Source organism: Sinorhizobium sp. CCBAU 05631, assembly GCF_002288505.1.
In the GTDB taxonomy this organism is placed as follows: Bacteria; Pseudomonadota; Alphaproteobacteria; order Rhizobiales; family Rhizobiaceae; genus Sinorhizobium; species Sinorhizobium fredii_C.
The window spans coordinates 1,995,797-2,013,766 of the sequence record NZ_CP023063.1 but is presented as its reverse complement, the minus strand read 5'-3'; the positions used below and the strand labels follow the sequence as shown (position 1 = coordinate 2,013,766).

12 protein-coding genes and 1 pseudogene are annotated in these 17,970 nt (G+C 64.2%); 10 read left to right on the top strand and 3 right to left on the bottom strand.

Annotation, left to right across the window (positions count from 1 at the left end; genetic code table 11):
* Positions 1-88 precede the first annotated feature (88 nt).
* From tyrS to SS05631_RS09910, 6 genes and pseudogenes are all read left to right on the top strand, one after another.
* On the top strand, positions 89-1,351 hold the full coding sequence (gene tyrS / locus SS05631_RS09940) for a tyrosine--tRNA ligase (RefSeq protein WP_244412267.1): 1,263 nt from the start codon (positions 89-91) through the stop codon (positions 1,349-1,351).
* A 149-nt stretch (positions 1,352-1,500) separates the two neighbouring features.
* Positions 1,501-2,481 (top strand): ABC transporter substrate-binding protein, encoded by a 981-nt coding sequence (locus SS05631_RS09935; RefSeq protein WP_095677967.1) that lies wholly within the window; start codon positions 1,501-1,503, stop codon positions 2,479-2,481.
* A 94-nt stretch (positions 2,482-2,575) separates the two neighbouring features.
* Positions 2,576-4,501: an iron ABC transporter permease gene (locus SS05631_RS09930; protein ID WP_244412271.1), complete on the top strand. Its 1,926-nt coding sequence runs from the start codon at positions 2,576-2,578 to the stop codon at positions 4,499-4,501.
* Positions 4,489-5,540, top strand: a pseudogene (locus tag SS05631_RS09925) (ABC transporter ATP-binding protein). Before SS05631_RS09930 ends, SS05631_RS09925 begins: the two are co-directional and overlap by 13 nt.
* Positions 5,541-6,165: 625 nt before the next feature.
* On the top strand, positions 6,166-6,774 hold the full coding sequence (locus tag SS05631_RS09915; protein WP_037423381.1) for a glutathione S-transferase family protein: 609 nt from the start codon (positions 6,166-6,168) through the stop codon (positions 6,772-6,774).
* 130 nt (positions 6,775-6,904) lie between these two features.
* The gene (locus tag SS05631_RS09910; RefSeq protein ID WP_037423394.1) at positions 6,905-8,617 is read left to right on the top strand and encodes an HAD-IIB family hydrolase; all 1,713 of its coding nucleotides are present in this window, start codon (positions 6,905-6,907) and stop codon (positions 8,615-8,617) included.
* 15 nt (positions 8,618-8,632) lie between these two features.
* On the opposite strand, the gene SS05631_RS09905 is transcribed toward SS05631_RS09910, so the two are convergent.
* A complete protein-coding gene (locus SS05631_RS09905; RefSeq protein ID WP_037386619.1) occupies positions 8,633-8,827 on the bottom strand; it encodes a hypothetical protein in 195 nt (64 codons plus the stop codon).
* A 313-nt stretch (positions 8,828-9,140) separates the two neighbouring features.
* On the opposite strand from SS05631_RS09905, the gene ftsZ reads away from it, so the two are divergent.
* Positions 9,141-10,181, top strand: a complete 1,041-nt coding sequence (gene ftsZ, locus SS05631_RS09895) for a cell division protein FtsZ (protein ID WP_037423384.1) — start codon at positions 9,141-9,143, stop codon at positions 10,179-10,181.
* Positions 10,182-10,337: 156 nt separating this feature from the next.
* Here ftsZ and SS05631_RS09890 read toward each other — a convergent pair whose 3' ends face one another.
* Entirely contained in the window at positions 10,338-12,110 is a 1,773-nt protein-coding gene (locus SS05631_RS09890) for a tetratricopeptide repeat protein (RefSeq protein ID WP_037423386.1), read from the bottom strand.
* Positions 12,111-12,284: 174 nt separating this feature from the next.
* Positions 12,285-13,625: a sorbosone dehydrogenase family protein gene (locus SS05631_RS09885; protein WP_095678044.1), complete on the bottom strand. Its 1,341-nt coding sequence runs from the start codon at positions 13,623-13,625 to the stop codon at positions 12,285-12,287.
* A gap of 259 nt (positions 13,626-13,884) precedes the next feature.
* Between SS05631_RS09885 and SS05631_RS09880 the strand changes: the two genes are divergently transcribed.
* The 3 genes from SS05631_RS09880 (at position 13,885) to SS05631_RS09870 (ending at position 17,507) form a co-directional block, all read left to right on the top strand.
* A complete protein-coding gene (locus SS05631_RS09880) occupies positions 13,885-15,027 on the top strand; it encodes a TRAP transporter substrate-binding protein (RefSeq protein ID WP_037423400.1) in 1,143 nt (380 codons plus the stop codon).
* A 75-nt stretch (positions 15,028-15,102) separates the two neighbouring features.
* On the top strand, positions 15,103-15,771 hold the full coding sequence (locus SS05631_RS09875; protein ID WP_050988330.1) for a TRAP transporter small permease subunit: 669 nt from the start codon (positions 15,103-15,105) through the stop codon (positions 15,769-15,771).
* Positions 15,768-17,507, top strand: coding sequence for a TRAP transporter large permease subunit (locus SS05631_RS09870; protein WP_037423404.1), 1,740 nt, complete (start codon positions 15,768-15,770; stop codon positions 17,505-17,507). The genes SS05631_RS09875 and SS05631_RS09870 overlap by 4 nt, the downstream gene beginning before the upstream one ends.
* Positions 17,508-17,970 lie beyond the last annotated feature (463 nt).

Sequence of the window (17,970 nt, the reverse complement as noted above, 5' to 3'; positions counted from 1 at the left end):
GCGTTTCGATCATGCTTTGAAACCAGCCGCCGTCAGGCGGCTTTGTTCATTCTGGAGAACCCCTGGCGGCAACACCAGGAGACTTCTCGTGACACACTCAGAGACTATCACTGACCACTTCCAGCCGCGTTCGTCGGTGCTGAGGACGCTGCTCGAACGCGGGTTCGTAAATCAGGCGACGGACCTTGCTGGCATCGATGCTGCCTTCGAGGCAGGGATTGTGCCTGCGTACGTAGGTTTCGATGCAACCGCCGACAGCTTGCATGTCGGCCACCTTCTCCCGATCATGGCCCTGCGCCGACTCCAGAAAGCGGGCCACAAGCCCATCGTTCTCATTGGTGGCGGTACTACACGTATTGGCGATCCAAGCTTTCGCTCTGAAGTGCGTCCAATGCTGACGGACGATCAGATCGCCAGCAATATTGAGGGGATTAGAAAGGTCTTCGACCGCCTTCTCGTCTTCGGTGACGGACCTACGGATGCGGTGATGGTCAACAACGCCAACTGGCTGGACAACATCCGCTGGATCGACATGCTGAGGGATGTCGGCAAGCATTTCTCGGTCAACCGGATGCTCTCCTTCGACAGCGTCAAGTCGAGGCTAGAGAAGCAGGAGAACCTGAGCTTCCTGGAGTTCAACTACATGATCCTCCAGGCCTTCGATTTTCTTGAATTATCTCGCCGCACAGGCTGCCGTCTGCAAATGGGCGGAGCCGATCAATGGGGCAACATCATAAATGGTATCGAACTGGTGCGGCGAACCGAGGGACAAGAGGTCTTCGGGATGACAGCACCGCTTCTCACCACGTCTTCAGGTGTCAAGATGGGCAAGACGGCCGCCGGAGCCGTATGGCTGAATGAGGACCGCTTGTCGCCCTACGACTACTGGCAGTTCTGGCGCAACACGGAAGATGCCGATGTCGTGCGCTTCCTCAAGCTGTTCACCGACCTGCCGATGGACGAGATCGAGCGCCTCGGCCGGGCGGAGGGCGCAGAACTCAATGCGGTAAAGGAACGTCTTGCCCATGAAGCCACCTGCCTCGCGCACGGGGGAGATTCAGCGAGGGAGGCTGCGGCGACTGCGAGGCAGACGTTCGAACATGGTGAGGCCGCGCAGGGACTGCCTACACTTCAGCTTGATGATGAGGAACGATCCGCTGGCGTCGCTCTCGTCGATCTCCTCGTCCGTACGGGACTGTCATCGTCGAAGAGTGAGGCAAGGAGGGCAATCGCCGGTCGTGGGGTGCGGATCGACGGGGAGGTCGTTGAAGACCTTGATCTTGTGGTGTCGGTACAAACGTCCCCTCTCCGGCTTTCCCTCGGGCGAAAACGCCATGCGGTCGTTAAGTGATAGAAACGCGCCGGGCACTGGACCCGGCGCTTCGTCCGCTTGTGGCGCAAAGCTGACCCACGCTCGTCTACCCACTCCCCTGTCACACCCCTGTAAAACACTCGCTCTATCCCTCGGCGCCATCTTTCTCCCACCGAGGGCAATTCCCTATGAAAACGCTTGTCTCCGCCGTTGCCGCCACGCTTCTTGCCGGCCTTTTTTCTACCGCGGCCTATGCCGAAAACCTTATCCTCTACACCAGCCAGCCGAACGAGGATGCGCAGGCGACGGTGGATGCGTTCAAGGCGGTAAATCCCGGCGTCGAGGTCGAGTGGGTGCGTGAGGGGACGACGAAGATCATGGCCAAGCTGATGGCCGAGATCGAGGCGGGCAATCCGGTGGCGGACGTGCTTTTGATCGCCGATACGGTGACGATGCAGCGGCTGAAGGAGGGCGGGCATCTGCTGCCGCATAAGTCGCCGGAGGCGGCGGGCTACAATGCGGCGCTCTATGATGCGGACGGCGCCTATTATTCGACCAAGATGATCACCACCGGCATCGTCTACAACAGCTCGGCCGGGATGAAGCCGGAAGGTTGGCAGGACCTCGCAAAGCCTGAAGCCAAGGGCCTCGTCACCATGCCGAGCCCGCTCACCTCTGGCGCGGCGCTGATCCATGCCGAGACGCTCGCCGCCATTCCCGGCCTCGGCTGGGACTATTACAAGGCGCTGGCCGAAAACGGCGCGACGGCCGCCGGCGGCAATGGCGGCGTGTTGAAGGCGGTCGCGACGGGCGAGAAGGCCTATGGCATGCTCGTCGATTTCATGGCGATCCGCGAGAAGGCCAAGGGGGCGCCGGTGGAATTCGTCTTCCCGGCCGAGGGCGTTTCCGCCGTCACCGAGCCGGTCGGTATTTTGAAGACCGCGAAAAACGTCGAAGCCGCGAAGAAATTCGTCGACTTCCTGCTTTCCGAGGAAGGTCAGAAGGTGGCGGCGAAGATGGGCTATATCCCCGCCCGCAACGGCGTGGCGCTGCCGGAAGGCTATCCGGCCCGCGAGACGATCAAGGTGCTGCCGCTCGATGCCGCCGCGGCGGTCAAGAATTCCGAAGCGGACCTCAAAACCTTCTCCGGCATTTTCGGGACGAACTGATTGCCCGATGACGCGAGCGGACGAGACCGCCCGCGGCCGGAGCGCGCGCGCTCCGGCCGAAGCGCCGGACGCGGAAAGAGGCTCCGGGTCCAACATGCCGGATCCGTCGCGTCTTCTGTCGAAGGCGCGGCGCTTCGGCCGGTTGCGGTTTCTCTTTGGCGGCGAGGAGGCGGCGGAAAGCCGGCCTCCCCAGATGACGTCCGGCAAACTGCCGGCCGCTCTGACGCGGACCTTGCGCGGCGTCGAACTGCCCCCGGTGCCTCACGCCACGGAAGACGGCATCCTCAAGGCGAGGCCGCCGCGCGGCCGGGAAGGGCTCGGCTTCCGCCCGCGAAAGCGGCGGGCGCCGTCTGGCGAGCCGGCCTGGCTGCTGCCTTTCATACTTGGTGCGGTGCTCTTGCTTTCCGTGCTGCCGCTCGCCCGCCTGGCCGGGGCGGGGGTGAGCGGACTTGTCGACGGCGAGGCGGCGCGGCTGGTCTTCGAGGCGGCGACCTTTGCGGCACTCCGCAACACGCTTCTCACCGCCGCCGGCGGCATGGTCGTCTCGCTCCTCTTCGGTTCGCTCTTCGCCTTCGCGCTGGCGCTCACCGACATTCGCGGCAAGCTGGCGTTAAGCTTCGCTTTCATGCTGCCGATGATGATCCCGCCGCAGGTGACGGCGCTCGCCTGGGTGGAGATGTCGGGGCCGGCGAGCCCGCTCCTGAAGACGCTCGGGCTGGCGCCGCCGCTCGGCAGCCCGCAGCCGCTCTATTCGCTTTCCGGCATCGCGCTGCTCTTGGGTGTTCAGCATGCGCCGCTCGTCTTCCTGGCGCTGAAGGCCGGGCTTGCGGCGAGCCCGCGCGACGGCATCGAGGCAGCGCGCCTTTCAGGTGCCGGGCCGTTCCGGGTGTTTCGCGATATCGTGGTGCCGCTCAGCGCTCCAGGGCTGATCGCCGGCGGTGCGATCGCCTTCGTCTCCGGCATCGGCAATTTCGGCATTCCGGCGATCCTCGGCATACCTGCCGGGATCGAGACCTTGCCGACGCTGATCTTCAGCCGCTTGGCGAGTTTCGGCGCCGCCACCTTCGGCGAGATCGCGCTGATCTCGACCTTAATCGCGGCGATCTCCGCCGCCGGGCTTCTCGTACAGCAGCGGGCGCTCGCCGGCCGCGACTATCGCCTGATCGGCCATTCCGGCGCCCGCGCCGCCTTTTCGCTGGGGCGCTTCCGCATCGCTGTCGAGGCGCTGCTCCTCATTGTGCTGGCGCTGGTGCTGGTCGCGCCGCTGCTGGCGCTCGTCGCAAGTTCGCTGGTGCCGGCCTATGGCGTGCCGCTCAGTTTCAACACCATGTCGCTCAGCGCCTATGCGGAAATCCTCTTCCGCCAGTCGATCACGCTGACGGCGCTCAAGAATTCGCTGTTCCTCGCCTCTGCCGCCGCCCTCGGGCTACTCCTCGTCACCGTCCCGGCCGCCTATCTCTTGACGCGGCGGAAGGGGGCGCTCGCCAATCTCGTCGCCATCCTGATCGAGATCCCTTACGCGCTGCCCGGCATCGTGCTTGCCGTCGCCTTCATCCTTACCTTCGCCGCCCCGCTGCCGGTCGTCGGCGTCTCGCTCTACGGCACGATCTGGATCATTCTCGCCGCCTATTTCTCCTCCTTCCTCGCCGTCAGCCTGAAGCCGGTCATGAGCGCGTTTGCGCAGATGGACCCGGCGCTTGAGGAGGCGGCACGGCTTGCAGGCGCCGGCTTCTTCCGCCGCATGCGCGACGTGCTGCTGCCGCTGATCGCCCCGGCCGCCGGCGCCTCGGTGATCCTCGTCTTCCTGATCGCGGCGAACGAGCTCACCGTTTCGGCGCTGCTCTGGTCGGCGGGCACGCAGACGCTCGGCGTCGCGATCTTCAATCTCGACGACAGCGGCTCCTCCGACCTCGCCTCGGCGCTCTCGGTGCTCATCGTGCTCTTGGTAATCGCGCTGATGGCGGCGCTCGAGTTTTTCGCAAAATACCTGCCGGAGGGCGTGCTGCCGTGGCGCAACTGATCCTCAACCACTTGAGCAAGGATTTCGGCAGCGGCAAGTCTCCTGGGAATGACAGGCCGGCGGTTGCCGATGTCTCGCTGACGCTGCGCCGGCAGGCCTTCCTGGCGCTCCTCGGTCCGTCGGGCTGCGGCAAGACGACGGTGCTGCGGATGATCGCCGGCTTCGAGCAGCCGAGCGACGGCTCGATCTCCTATGGCGAGCGGCGGCTTTCGGACGCCGGGGGCGCGCTGCCGCCGGAAAAGCGCAACATGGCGATGGTGTTCCAGTCCTATGCCCTCTGGCCCCATATGACGGTCGCGCAGAATGTCGGCTATCCCTTGAAGGTGCGCGGCATTTCCGGGGTTCAATGGCAGAAGCGGGTCGGCGAGGCGCTGTCGCTGGTGAAACTCACCGAGCTTGCCGAGCGGCGGCCGGCAGCACTTTCCGGCGGCCAGCGCCAGCGGGTGGCGCTCGCCCGCTGCCTCGTCACCCAGCCGGACGTCGTGCTGCTCGACGAGCCGCTCGCCAATCTCGACCAGCATCTGAGGAAGGCGATGGAGGAGACCTTCCGCACCTTTCACGAGCGCTCCGGCGCCACCATGGTCTATGTCACCCACGACCAGGCTGAGGCGATGGCGCTCGCGACCGACGTCGCGGTGATGTCGGAAGGCCGGCTTTTGCAGGTGGCGCCGCCGGCAGAGATCTATGCCCGGCCGGAGGGCCGGGTGGTCGGCGGGCTGATCGGCCGCGGCAGCATCCTGCGGCTGCCGATGGCGGAAAACGGCGAAAGGCAGCTCGGCTGGCCGGTGCTGCGGGCGGCGCTCGGGTCGCGGGATGGCGTCGCGGACGGGCCGCTTGCCGACGTGCTGGTACGGCCGGAGCATGTCCACCCGGCACCGACGGCGTGCTGATGCGGGTGCTTTCGTCCGTCTTCGAAGGCGAGCGCTTCGCCCTCGATTTGGCGCTTCCCGACGGCCAGCGGCTGAAGGCCTTCAGCAGCGCGGCGATTGCGGAGGGTACGCTCGCGGCCTTTGTCATCGGCAGTGGCTGGCGGCTTTGAGTTGGGGTCGGATACCGCCGCGGCTTTGCCGCGCATCGGCTGCCTCGAATACCCTCATCCCTGGGCTCGTCACAGGGATCCAGCCAGGGCGCGTCGGCGCCGTGAATGACATCGCGATTGCCGCGAAACAAAGTGTCGCCGCTCTGCCTGTGGCTCCCAGTATGTAGTCATCGTTTCACAAGCACTAAGAGTTTCTCGCGCCGCAGACGCGGCGCTGCTGGATTCCTGTGACGAGCACAGGAATGAGGGCGGGTGGTGCGGCGGCCTTGCGACGCGTTGGCGCGGCTGGGGCGGGATGCGTTCCGCTAACCGACGACGTTTCGGGACGCACGGCCTCCGTCCGCTACTCGTCATCCTCGGGCTTGACCCGAGGATCCATCAATAAGCGAGTTTTTCGAAGCGTTTTGAACGGCTTTGCGCTTGGACCCTCGGGTCAAGCCCGAGGATGACGAAAGGGTGGGTGGGCCACCGAAACTTGACCGGCATGACGGAGGTCGCGGCCGGCGTTGATGAAATCAGCCCACGATGTTGGATGCGCTCCAAGAACCGGATCAAGAAGATGACTGGTTGCAACATGCAATCAAGTGCGTCATACTACCTCCTTGACCATACCAGGGAGACGACGATGAAACTCTATCAGGGCATAGGGCCGAACTCCTATCGGGTGCGCATCTTCCTCAAGGAGAAGCGCATCGAGGTCCCAATGGTGGAGATCGACTTTGCCAAGGGCGAGCACAGGGCGCCGGAATTCCTGACACTCAATTCGCTTGGGCAGATCCCGGTGCTTGAGCTCGACGATGGCACGATCATCACCGAAAGCGTCGCGATCTGCCGCTATTTCGAGGAAGTCCACCCGGAGCCGCCGCTCTTCGGATCGGATGCCGTCAGCCGCGCCAAGGTGGAGATGTGGAATCGGCGGGCGGAATTGGTGATTTTCGCCACCATCGGCAATGTGGCCCTCCATTCCGATGCCTTGTTCAAGGATCGCCTCACCCAGTTTCCGGCCTTCGCGGAAACCGAGCGGCGGGCCGTGCCGAAGAAATGGGCCTGGCTCGACCGCGAGCTTGCGGATGGCCGGCCGTTCCTCGCCGGCGAGGCGTTCTCGGTCGCCGATATCACCGCCGGCGTCTGCGGCTGGCTTGCGGACGTCTTCGGCATGGAGATACCTCCAGAGCTCAAGAACGTGCAGCGCTGGAACGAGCGGGTGAGGAGCCGGCCGAGCTGGAATGCTTGAGGCCGGACTACGCTCCGCCGCGGGTGACATCGCAGACCTCGTGCCGCGCGCCGCGGGAACCAGCGCCGTGCCCGCACGTTCCCTGTCGGGACGGCAATCGGCGAGGCACACGGCAAGAGAGGCGGCGCGCATGTATTTCATGGCCCTTGCGACGGACTATGATGGCACATTGGCCGAGGATGGCATGGTTCGGCCGGAAACGCTGGAAGCGCTCAAGCGGCTGAAAGAGACGGGCCGCAAGCTGCTGCTCGTCACCGGGCGCGAGTTGCCGGACCTGAAGCGGGTCTTTCCCAACATGGATCTGTTCGACAAGGTGGTCGTCGAGAACGGCGCCTTGCTCTACACGCCCGAGACCGAAGAGGAAAAGCCGATCGCACCGGCGCCGCCGCCGGAATTCGTCGAACGGCTGCGGCAGAAGGGCGTCGACAATATCTCGGTGGGGCGCTCGATCGTCGCCACCTGGGAGCCGCATCAGACCGCCGCGCTCGAAGCCATCAATGAGCTCGGCCTCGAGCTCGAGATCATCTTCAATAAGGGCGCGGTGATGATCCTTCCGACCGGCGTCAACAAGGCGACGGGCCTGAAGGCGGCGCTGAAGGAGATGCAGCTTTCATTCCTGAATGTCGTGGCCGTCGGCGATGCGGAGAACGACCACGCGCTCTTGAGGATGTGCGGCTGCGGCGCGGCGGTTTCGAATGCTCTGCCGGCGCTGAAGGAGACTGCCGATCTTGCGCTCGAAGGCGCCCGCGGCGAGGGCGTCGAGGAGTTGATCGCCGAGATCGTCGAGCGCGACTATGCCTTCTGCACCAATCAGCGCCACCAGGTGCCGCTCGGCGAGGGCGACGACGGTCCGGTCGACATCGGGCCGCTCGACGTGCTGCTGATCGCCGGAAGTTCCGGCATCGGCAAGTCGACGCTGGCAACGGCGCTTTCCGAGGGTATGCGCGAGCGGCGCTTCCAGTTCTGCGTGTTCGATCCGGAAGGCGACTATGAGGACCTCGAGGGCGCCGTCAGCGTGGGCAACGGTTCGACCACGCCGACCGAGAGCCAGGTGCTCGAAATCCTCGCCAACCCAGACGACAATGTGGTCGTGAGCGCGCTCGGCTTCGAGCTCAAGGAGCGCCCTTCCTTCTTCGCCAAGCTGATGCCGGGCCTGTCGGCGCTTCGCGCCCGGACGGGCAGGCCGCATTGGCTGATCATCGACGAGGCTCATCATCTGATGCCGGCGGCCCGCGACAGTGCGTCGCTGGCGCTCTCGGACGACATCTCTGGAACGATCATGATCACCGTGCATCCGGACGCGGTCTCGCCAAGGGCGCTTTCGGCGGTGACGGCAGTGGTCGCCCTCGGCCCGAGCGCCCGCGAAGTGATCGAGACCTTCTGCACGGCCGTCGGCGAGGCGCCGCCCGCCGGCCTCGATCAACTCCATCAAGAGGACGAGGTGCTTTTCTGGCGACGCGCGACCGGCGCGCCGGTGCAGCGTATCCGGGCCGAAAAGCCGAAGCAGGTGCGCAAGCGGCACACCCGCAAATATGCCGAGGGACATCTCGGCGAGGACGCGAGCTTCTATTTCCGCGGTCCTGAGAACAAGATGAACCTGCGCGCCCACAATCTGATCATCTTCCTGCAGATTGCCGAAGGGATCGACGACGAGACCTGGGAACATCATCTGAGGGCCGGCGACTACTCGAAATGGTTCGGCGAGCGCATCGGCGATGCCGATTTGGCGCAGGAGGCGGCCGGTATCGAAGAGGACCGTTCCCTCTCACCTGCCGAGAGCCGGAAGAGGCTCGCGGAGGCCGTGCGCCGGCGCTACACCGCACCGGCGTCGGGGAAGGACTGAGGCGGCGACGGCGCTCTACCGTTTCGGCTTCTGCTTCGTCCCGGCACTTTTGCCGTCGGAGCTTTTGGAACGCTCTTCGAAGCGATCGGCGCCCTTGGCGAGATCGGATCCCTTTTGCGCTTCCACCTTCTTCTCTTCTTTCGCGGCGCTCTTGTGCAGGCCGCTTGCGGCTTTCTTGCCCTTTGCCGTCGGGGCTTGTTCGACACCCATTGCAGACACTCCTGCGCTGATCGGAACGTCATCCTCAACGTCCGGGAAAGTTTCCTGTTCCCTGGAAGATTCGATCGGCAGGTTTGCCGCAGCCGAGGGAAGGGAGCTACAACTTCTGCTGTCACTCTGGATAATGGTTCGCCCGAGTTACACGTAACTGTGGACTCGCCTTGATTTCGCCCCTCTTGCCTTCTCCCTGGCCTTTTTGAATTCCTAGAATGAAGACGCGTGATTCGCGCCGCACCGCATTCGATCGCGTTTCCCGGGCACGGGCAGCTTTCGACGGCCGGGGAACTGCCCAAGGAGAAGAGCCATGACAGAGTACAAGAAGCCGATCATCACGGAGATGCGCCCGAAAATCACTGTCATCGGCGTCGGTGGCGGCGGCGGCAACGCGATCAACAACATGATCGCCGAAGACCTGCAGGGCGTCGACTTCATTGCCGCCAATACGGATGCGCAGGCGCTTGCGATGTCGAAGGCGGCGCGGCGGATCCAGCTCGGCGCGGCCATTACCGAGGGCCTTGGCGCCGGCTCGCTGCCGGATATCGGCAATGCGGCGGCGCAGGAATCGATCGACGAGATCATGGACCATCTCGGCGGCACGCATATGTGCTTCGTCACCGCCGGCATGGGCGGCGGCACCGGCACCGGCGCAGCGCCGGTGATCGCCGAGGCGGCGCGGCGCGCCGGCATCCTGACGGTCGCGGTCGTCACCAAGCCCTTCAGCTTCGAAGGCAAGCGGCGCATGCAGACGGCGGAATTTGGAATCGAGCGGCTGCGCGAGAGCGCCGACACGGTGATCGTCATCCCCAACCAGAACCTCTTCCGCATCGCCGATGCCAAGACTACCTTTGCCGACGCCTTCATGATCGCCGACCGGGTGCTCTATTCCGGCGTCAGCTGCATTACCGACCTCATCGTCAAGGAAGGCCTGATGAATCTCGACTTTGCCGACGTGAAGACGGTGATGAAGGGCATGGGCCGGGCGATGATGGGCACCGGCGAGGCGGCCGGCGAGGGCAGGGCGATGATGGCGGCGGAGGCGGCGATCGCCAATCCGCTGCTCGACGAGGTCTCGATGCGCGGCGCCAAGGGCGTGCTGGTGTCGATCTCCGGCGGCATGGACATGACGCTTTTCGAGGTGGACGAGGCGGCGACCCGCATCCGCGAGGAGGTCTATGACGAGGCCGACATCGTCGTAGGCGCGATCTTCGACCGCAGCCTCGACGGCACCTTCCGCGTCTCGGTCGTCGCCACCGGCCTCGACAGTGCCGCCCGCAGCGCCGATGCAGCGGCGCCAGAGGCGATGAACGGCCAGGCGGCGGCCGCACCGATTCGCACGCTGCAGTAGTTGGTTAGGGGATCGCCCCTCACCTGGGGTTTAACCCGAAGGACTAGCCCTCCCCGCATGCGGGGAGAGGGACGTGAACGGTGCCGCGAGTCTCCTTCGCCCCGCTTGCGGGGAGAAGGTGCCGGCAGGCCGGATGAGGGGCGTGGCTGCGCGAAGCTAAGCCGGTAAGCCCGCCCGCCGCAGTTCTTCGACAAAACGCTCGATGAAATCCTCCGACATCGCCGGCACGCTGCCGAAATAGAATTCGGCCCGCGCCTTGTCGACGGTCATGTCCGGTCGGCGGCAGAGGAGGGCGGCGACCGCTTCGCTCGCTTCCCGGCTCCGTCCTTCGGCGCCGAGGGCAGCCGCGAGCACCATGGCCGGCCAGAAGGTGACGTTTTCCTGGCGCAGCGAGGCGCGGGCAGCGGCCGCCGATTCCGCCAGCCGGCCCGCCTGGTAGTGGGCGATCGCCAGCATGTTATAGAAAGTCCAGAGATGCGGGTCGCGCGGGCTCAATCGGAAGGCCTCGCTGATCGCGGCGATGCCTTCCTCCGGGAGATCGACATAGCAAAGCGCCTGGCCGAGCGCGAAGTGGCCCTGGGCGAAGCTCGCGTCGAGCCGGAGGGCATTGCGCAGATGGTCGATGCCGCGCTCCGGCTGGCCTCCGAGGGCCAGCGCACGGCCGAGCGCCAGGTGCGCGGCCGGCTCGCGGCTGTCGAGGGCGATCGCCCGCTCGGCGAGCCGGGTGGCATCGGCGATCCGCTCGGCCCGTTCGTCGAGCGGACCGTACCAGCCGAGCTGGATATGGACATAGGCAAGCCGCGCATGGGCCTGGGCGAAACTGGGCTCGAGTTCTACGGCCCTCTCGAAGAGCTGCTTGGCGATCTTCAGGTCGTCGAGGTTAAACTTGTAAAGGTGCCAGAGGCCCTTCAGATAGATGTTCCAGGCATCCATGTCAGCGGCGGTATGACCGCGCAGTGCCGCGAATTCGATCATCCCGAGTTCCGGCTCGATGGTGCCGGTGATCTGGCCGGCGATCTCGTCCTGGAGCACGAAGATGTCGTCGAGCGTGCGGTCATAGCGCTCCGCCCAGAGCAGCATGCCGCTTTCCCCGCTCAGCAATTGGGCGGTTATGCGGATGCGGTCGCCGGAACGGCGAACGCTGCCCTCGATGACGTATTTGACGCCGAGATCCTCGGCCACCTTCCTGACGTCGACGGACTTGCCCTTGTAGCTGAACGATGAGTTGCGGGCGACGACCCTCAGCCAGCGGCAGCGGGCGAGCGTGGCGATCAGCTCTTCGGTGAAGCCATCGGAAAAATGCTCCTGCTCGCCGACGCTGGAGAGATTGACGAAGGGCAGGACGGCGATCGACGGGCGCTGGCGCCCTGGTACCGGCTGTTCGTCCGGCGGCTGTGCGGCGGGGGACTGTTCGGGCGCTCCGCCCGGTTGCCACCGCCAGATGCGAATGGGACCATGTGCGTCGCTGAGCTTTCGCTTGCCGCAATCGACGGCCGGGAAGTCAAGCTTAGATGCGACCTGATCATGAACCTGCCGCGAAACGCAGATGCCCCCGGGCGGAGCAATTTCCTGGAGACGCGTTGCGACGGTGACGCCATCGCCGTGAATGTCGTCGTCCTCGACAATGACATCGCCAAGATGAATGCCGATACGCAGCTCCAGACGCCGGCCGTCGATCTCCTCCTTGTGCTGCAGCATCATCTCCTGGATCGCCATTGCGCAGCCGACGGCATCGACGACGCTCGCGAACTCCGCCAGCAATCCGTCGCCCGTCTGCTTCACGATCCGGCCTCTATGCGCGGCAATCGTCGGAAGGATCAGCGAACTGCGGCAGGTCTTCAGCGCCTTGAAGGTCCCGGCCTCGTCGAGCCCCATCAAACGGCTATAGCCGACGACGTCGGCGTCCAGGATCGCCGCCAGCCGCCTCATGCGGCAACCTCCCGGATGTGCTGCGGTGATGGGCCTTGACCAATCCAACTCATGGGTACGATCGATCCCGATTGAGCGGCGGGAATGGCGAACACTGCAGTCCTTATCCCGCTGGCAAAGCCTAGCAATCGCAGGTGCGGCTGTGAAGTGATATCGCAACGCTCTGAGCAGGTGTCACTTCCCGCGGCGGCTCACCCGCCAGATGACGTTGCCGACGTCGTCGGCAACGAGCAGGGCGCCCTTCCTGTCGATAACGACGCCGACGGGCCGACCCATGGCCTTGTTGTCGCGGCCGATGAAGCCGGTGAGGACGTCCCTCGGCGGACCGTTCGGCTTGCCGTTGCGGAACGGGACGAAGACGACCTTGTAACCGCTGTAGACGCTCCGATTCCAGGAACCGTGCTGGCCGACGAAAGCGCCGTTGCGGTAGCTCGGACCCAGCGAGGCGCCTTTGGAGAATGTCAGTCCGAGCGACGCCGTATGTGAACCAAGCGCGTAATCGGGCTTGATTGCCCTGGCGACAAGGTCCGGGCGCTGCGGCTTGACCCGCTGATCGACGTTCTGGCCGAAATAGCTGTAGGGCCAGCCGTAAAAGCCGCCGGCGCGGACTGAGGTCATGTAGTCCGGGACGAGATCGTCGCCAATCTCGTCCCGCTCGTTGACGGCGACCCAGAGATCGCCGCTTTCGGGATTCCAGGAGAGCCCGTTCGGGTTGCGCAGCCCCGAGGCGAATACGCGGGTGCTGCGGCTCGTCCGGTCGACCTCGAGGACGGCGGCACGGTTCTTCTCCACTGCCATGCCGTTCTCCCCGACATTGCTGTTGGAGCCGACCGTGACGTAGAGCTTGCGACCGTCGGGGCTCGCAATCACATCCTTCGTCCAATGGTGGTTCAGATCGCCCGCGGGCAGGTCGACGACTTTCTCCGGCCTCGCGGTTATCCGCGTCCGGCCGCTCCTATAAGGGAAGGCGACCAGCGCGTCGGTGTTGGCGACGTAAAGCCTGCCGTTCGAGAGCGTCATGCCGAAGGGCGAATTGAGCCCCTCGAGGAAGGGCCGGCGCAGATCGGCGACACCGTCGCCGTCCGTGTCGCGCAGCAGCGTGATGCGATTGGCGCTTTTCGTCGCGGCACCGGCGCGCTTCATCGCGGCTCCCATGACCAGCTTGCGCAGGCTGAAGCCGCTGTTCTTCTTTTCCGGGGCGTTGCTTTCGGCGACCAGCACATCGCCGTTCGGCAGCACATGCAGCCAGCGCGGGTGGTCGAGGCCGGTCGCAAAGGCGTTCACCCTCAGCCCCTTCGCCCGCGTCGGCATCGTACCGCTCTGCCAGCCTTTCGCCTCGGCAATCCTGATCGTCGGGATCAGCGTCGGTCTCGGCTTCGGCAGAGTCGGGTTCGGGCCGTAGCCGATGCTGCCGGCGATTGCGCCGGTTCGCTGCGCGGAGACGCTGGTGCAGCCCGCGATGAGGCTGCCCAAGAGGATGATGATGAGTAAGTCGAGCGGGAGGCGGGTCTTCATCGCGATGTCCTCGGAACGCATGTGCCGCTTCGTCGTTAGACGCGCGGCCGCTTCGCAATATTCCTTGTCGGGGCATCAAACAGCATCGTTCCCGACTTGTTCCTGCAATCTTTGCGTGGGGCCGCATTCGGGAGTATTCTCGGAAACAGCTCGAAAATGACGGGGGCGCAACGCCTCGCAGTGGGCGTGCAGCCTCTTAGAACTTTGATTAGCCTGCGGAAAACTGTTCCCAACAAGCAGCAGGCTCTGGGAGGAAGACATGAAGCAAGGAACCCGGACTCGGGGGAAAACGTCGCGCCGCCAATTCCTGAGCGGCGCTGCCATGGCCGGCGCAGCGGCAGTCGCGGCGCCCAGCGTCGTCAAGGCGCAAGGGCCGGTGAACATGCGCTGGCAAAGCACCTGGCCCTCAAAGGATATCTTTCACGAGTTCGCAATCGATTTCGCCGAGAAGGTCAACGACATGACCGGCGGCGACCTGAAGATCGAGGTGCTGCCGGCAGGCGCCGTCGTCCCGGCCTTCGGCCTGCTCGACGCGGTATCGCAAGGGACGCTTGACGGCGGCCATGGCGTCGTCGCCTACCACTACGGCAAGCAATCGGCGCTGGCGCTCTGGGGCTCCGGGCCGGGCTTTGCCATGGACGCCAACATGCTGCTCGCCTGGCACAAATATGGCGGCGGCAAGGACCTGCTCGCCAAGCTCTATGAATCGATCGGCGCCAACGTCGTTTCGTTCCTCTACGGACCGATGCCGACGCAGCCGCTCGGCTGGTTCAAGAAGCCGGTCGCCAAGGCCGAAGATATCCAGGGCCTCAAATTCCGTACCGTCGGCATTTCGATCGACGTCTTCACCGGGCTCGGCGCGGCGGTCAACGCCTTGCCGGGCGGCGAGATCGTCGCCGCGCTCGATCGCGGCCTGCTCGACGCGGCGGAGTTCAACAATGCCTCGTCCGACCGGGTGCTCGGTTTCCCGGACGTATCGAAGATCTGCATGCTGCAGAGCTATCACCAGAATGCCGAGCAGTTCGAAGTCCTGTTCAACAAGGCCCGTTACGATCAGTTGCCGGAACAGGTAAAGGCGATCATCACCAATGCGGCGGAAGCCGCTTCGCAGGACATGCACTGGAAAGCGATTGACCGCTATTCGCGCGACTATGTGGCGATGCAGACCACCGATCAGGTCAAGTTCTACAAGACACCGGAAGCGATCCTGAAGAGACAGCTCGAAGTTTATGACGAGGTGGTGAAGAAGAAGTCGGCGGAAAACCCGCTGTTCAAGGAGGTCATCCAGTCCCAGATCGCCTTTGCCGAGCGCGCGACGCGATGGGAACAGGACACCGTCGTCGGACGGCGGCTGGCATTCGACCATTATTTCGGAAAGGACGGGGTGGCGAAGTCGCTCTGATCTTTTCACCCTTCACGCGTCCCCGGGGCAGATGCCGGCGACGCGTGATCGGAGCAGGGGGCATTGGGGGAGCGCGTGGACGTCCAGCGTTTTCTGATCAGGATCGACGAGATCAGCGTGTGGGTCGGCAAGGCTGCCGCGTGGCTGATCATCGGGCTGATGGCGCTTGTCTGCGTCGAGGTGTTCAAGCGCTACATCCTGAACGCGCCGACCGCCTGGATCTTCGATGCGAGCAACATGCTCTACGGCAGCCTGTTCATGCTGGCGGGTGCCTATGCGCTGGCGCAGAACGCCCATGTGCGCGGTGACTTCATCTACAGTTCGCTGAAACCCCGCACGCAGGCCGCGCTGGATCTCGCGCTCTACATCCTGTTCTTTCTGCCGGGCGTCGCCGCCCTCGTCTATGCCGGATACGATTACGCCGCCCTTTCCTGGCGGATCCGCGAACACTCGACCGTGACGGCGGAAGGGCCGCCGATCTACTATTTCAAAACGGTCATTCCGGTGGCCGGCGCCCTCGTGATGCTGCAGGGGTTCGCCGAGATCGTGCGCTGCATCGCCTGTCTGAGGACCGGCGAATGGCCGCGCAGGATGGAGGACGTCGAGGAGATGGACGTGGTCGCCGAGCAGCTTGCCCATAGCGAGCATGTCGACCTCGAGGCGCGCGAGGCGGCGATCGAGCGGGCGCAGGACATCGACAGAGCGGCGCGGCAGCGCGGCCTCAAGGGAGAGGAGGAGCCGTGAGCGATCCGTTTCTCGGATTGACCATGCTGATGCTGATCGTCGTCGTGATCCTGATGGGGTTTCCGACGGCGTTCACGCTGATGGGTCTCGGAATGGTCTTCGGCTTCTACGCCTTCTACAATCCCGCCGAACACTGGATCGACAACCGCGTCTTCGATCTCATGGTCCAGCGCACCTATGGCGCGATGACCAACGACGTGCTGATCTGCATCCCGCTCTTTGTGCTGATGGGATACGTGATGGAGCGCGGCGCCCTCGTCGACAAGATGTTCTACAGCGTCCAGCTTTCCTTCCGGCGCGTGCCGGCCTCGCTCGCTGTGACGACGCTGATCATCTGCACATTCTGGGGCATCGCCAGCGGCCTGGTGGGTGCGGTGGTCGTGCTGATGGGCGTGATCGCCATGAACCCGATGCTGCGCGCCGGATACGACGTGAAACTCGCTTCCGGCGTCATCACCGCGGGCGGCACGCTCGGCATCCTGATCCCGCCGTCGGTGATGATCATCGTCTATGCGGCGGTTGCCGGGCAGTCGGTGGTCAAGCTCTATGCCGCGACGATGTTCCCCGGCTTCTTCCTGGCTCTTCTCTATCTTGCCTATGTTCTTGGCTGGGCGGCGCTCAATCCGAAGATCGCGCCGGCCCTGCCGGAAGAAGAAACACGTGTCCCCGTGCCGGTCTGGATGAGGCGTTTCGAGGCGCTCTATTCGCGCAACATCCTGGCCGGGCTTTTCACCGCCCTCGTCTCGCCGCGGCGGGCATTGGCGATCGAGACGGAGGAAGGGCGATTTACCTATTGGAAGCTCGTCAAGAATGCCTTTGCAGCGCTCGTCCCCTTTCTGTTGACGGCGGCCACGCTGGCGCTTGTGTGGTGGTACGTGGTTATTCATCCGCAGGCGGTCGAAACCGAAGCGCCGGAGGGGCTGGAGGAACTCGGAGCACCTGCGGCCGATGCCGGGCCGGCCGCCGCCGACGGACCGGCCACGAGCTTCTACCTGTGGTTCGGCTTGGCGGCAGCGGTGGCGCTGATCCTCATCGTTCGCTACTATCGCAACATGACCGCGGAGCGGCTGCAGGTGGTGAAGCTCCTGGTCTCCTCGGTCATGCCGCTTGCCATCCTCACCATCGTCGTGCTCGCCGTGATCCTCTTCGGCATCACGACAGCGACGGAGTCCGCTGCGGTCGGGGCGGCCGGGGCGTTTCTGCTCGCCTTGCAGGCAGGAACGCTCAATTGGAAGCGAACCAAGGAGGCGGTGTTCCTGACGGCGAAAACGACGGCGATGGTCTGCTGGCTCTTCGTCGGTTCGGCGCTGTTCTCCGCAGTCTTCGCGATCCTCGGCGGTCAGGCGCTGGTCGAGCAATGGGTGCTTGCGCTCGATCTCACGCCGCTGCAATTCATGATCCTGTCGCAGGCGATCATCTTCATTCTGGGGTGGCCGCTGGAATGGACGGAGATCATCATCATCTTCGTGCCGATCTTCCTGCCGATGCTCCGGCACTTCGACATTGATCCGATCGTCTGGGGCGTTCTCGTCTTCGTCAATCTCCAGGCGGCCTTCCTGTCGCCGCCGGTCGCCATGTCCGCCTACTATCTCAAAGGCGTGTCCCCGCCGCATGTTACGCTCAGGCAGATCTTCGCGGGCATGATGCCCTACATGCTGATCGTCATCCTCTGCATGATCATCATGTATGCCTGGCCCGGCATGACGCTGTGGTTGCCGAACTACCTCTACGGTTGAGGGAAGTCGCAAGCGCAGTTTACCGATGCCTTAAGAAGGGAAGGGCCCGCCGTCAGCAAGCGAGCCCTTCAAGAATGCGGTGAAATGTCCCACCTATGGCGCAGTTGTTTTGGCGGCAATGTCGCGCCCGCCCGTGAGTGCGTGGGCTACCGATCAGCACGTTTCCCCGAGAGCCGCCGCGAGCTCAACCGGTTCCCTTCTCCAATCAGAGCTCGCTTTCGCAGCGAGCTCTGATCTAAATTGCTACTGAAATCAATTCCCTGATTTGCAGGTTCATATTCGCCAGATCAGGAGATTCGGTCCAGTAACTTTTCAGGGCGAATTGTAACGATGCACGATCGAATCTTGCGCAACCTGGTGCATATATTGGCGGTGGCCATGCTATCGAAACGCGCGAGATCTGATGGCTGCGGCGCGTTGTTGCAATCACCGAAGAGCCCACCAGTTCAGCTGGCCACCACGC

What these genes read in the sequence shown, in the direction of transcription:
- SS05631_RS09935 (WP_095677967.1), top strand. Translation starts at nt 1,501, where the DNA reads ATGAAAACGCTTGTCTCCGCCGTTGCCGCCACGCTTCTTGCCGGCCTT.
- SS05631_RS09930 (WP_244412271.1), top strand. Translation starts at nt 2,576, where the DNA reads ATGCCGGATCCGTCGCGTCTTCTGTCGAAGGCGCGGCGCTTCGGCCGG.
- SS05631_RS09915 (WP_037423381.1), top strand. Translation starts at nt 6,166, where the DNA reads ATGAAACTCTATCAGGGCATAGGGCCGAACTCCTATCGGGTGCGCATC.
- SS05631_RS09910 (WP_037423394.1), top strand. Translation starts at nt 6,905, where the DNA reads ATGTATTTCATGGCCCTTGCGACGGACTATGATGGCACATTGGCCGAG.
- SS05631_RS09905 (WP_037386619.1), bottom strand. Translation starts at nt 8,827, where the DNA reads ATGGGTGTCGAACAAGCCCCGACGGCAAAGGGCAAGAAAGCCGCAAGC.
- ftsZ (WP_037423384.1), top strand. Translation starts at nt 9,141, where the DNA reads ATGACAGAGTACAAGAAGCCGATCATCACGGAGATGCGCCCGAAAATC.
- SS05631_RS09890 (WP_037423386.1), bottom strand. Translation starts at nt 12,110, where the DNA reads ATGAGGCGGCTGGCGGCGATCCTGGACGCCGACGTCGTCGGCTATAGC.
- SS05631_RS09885 (WP_095678044.1), bottom strand. Translation starts at nt 13,625, where the DNA reads ATGAAGACCCGCCTCCCGCTCGACTTACTCATCATCATCCTCTTGGGC.
- SS05631_RS09880 (WP_037423400.1), top strand. Translation starts at nt 13,885, where the DNA reads ATGAAGCAAGGAACCCGGACTCGGGGGAAAACGTCGCGCCGCCAATTC.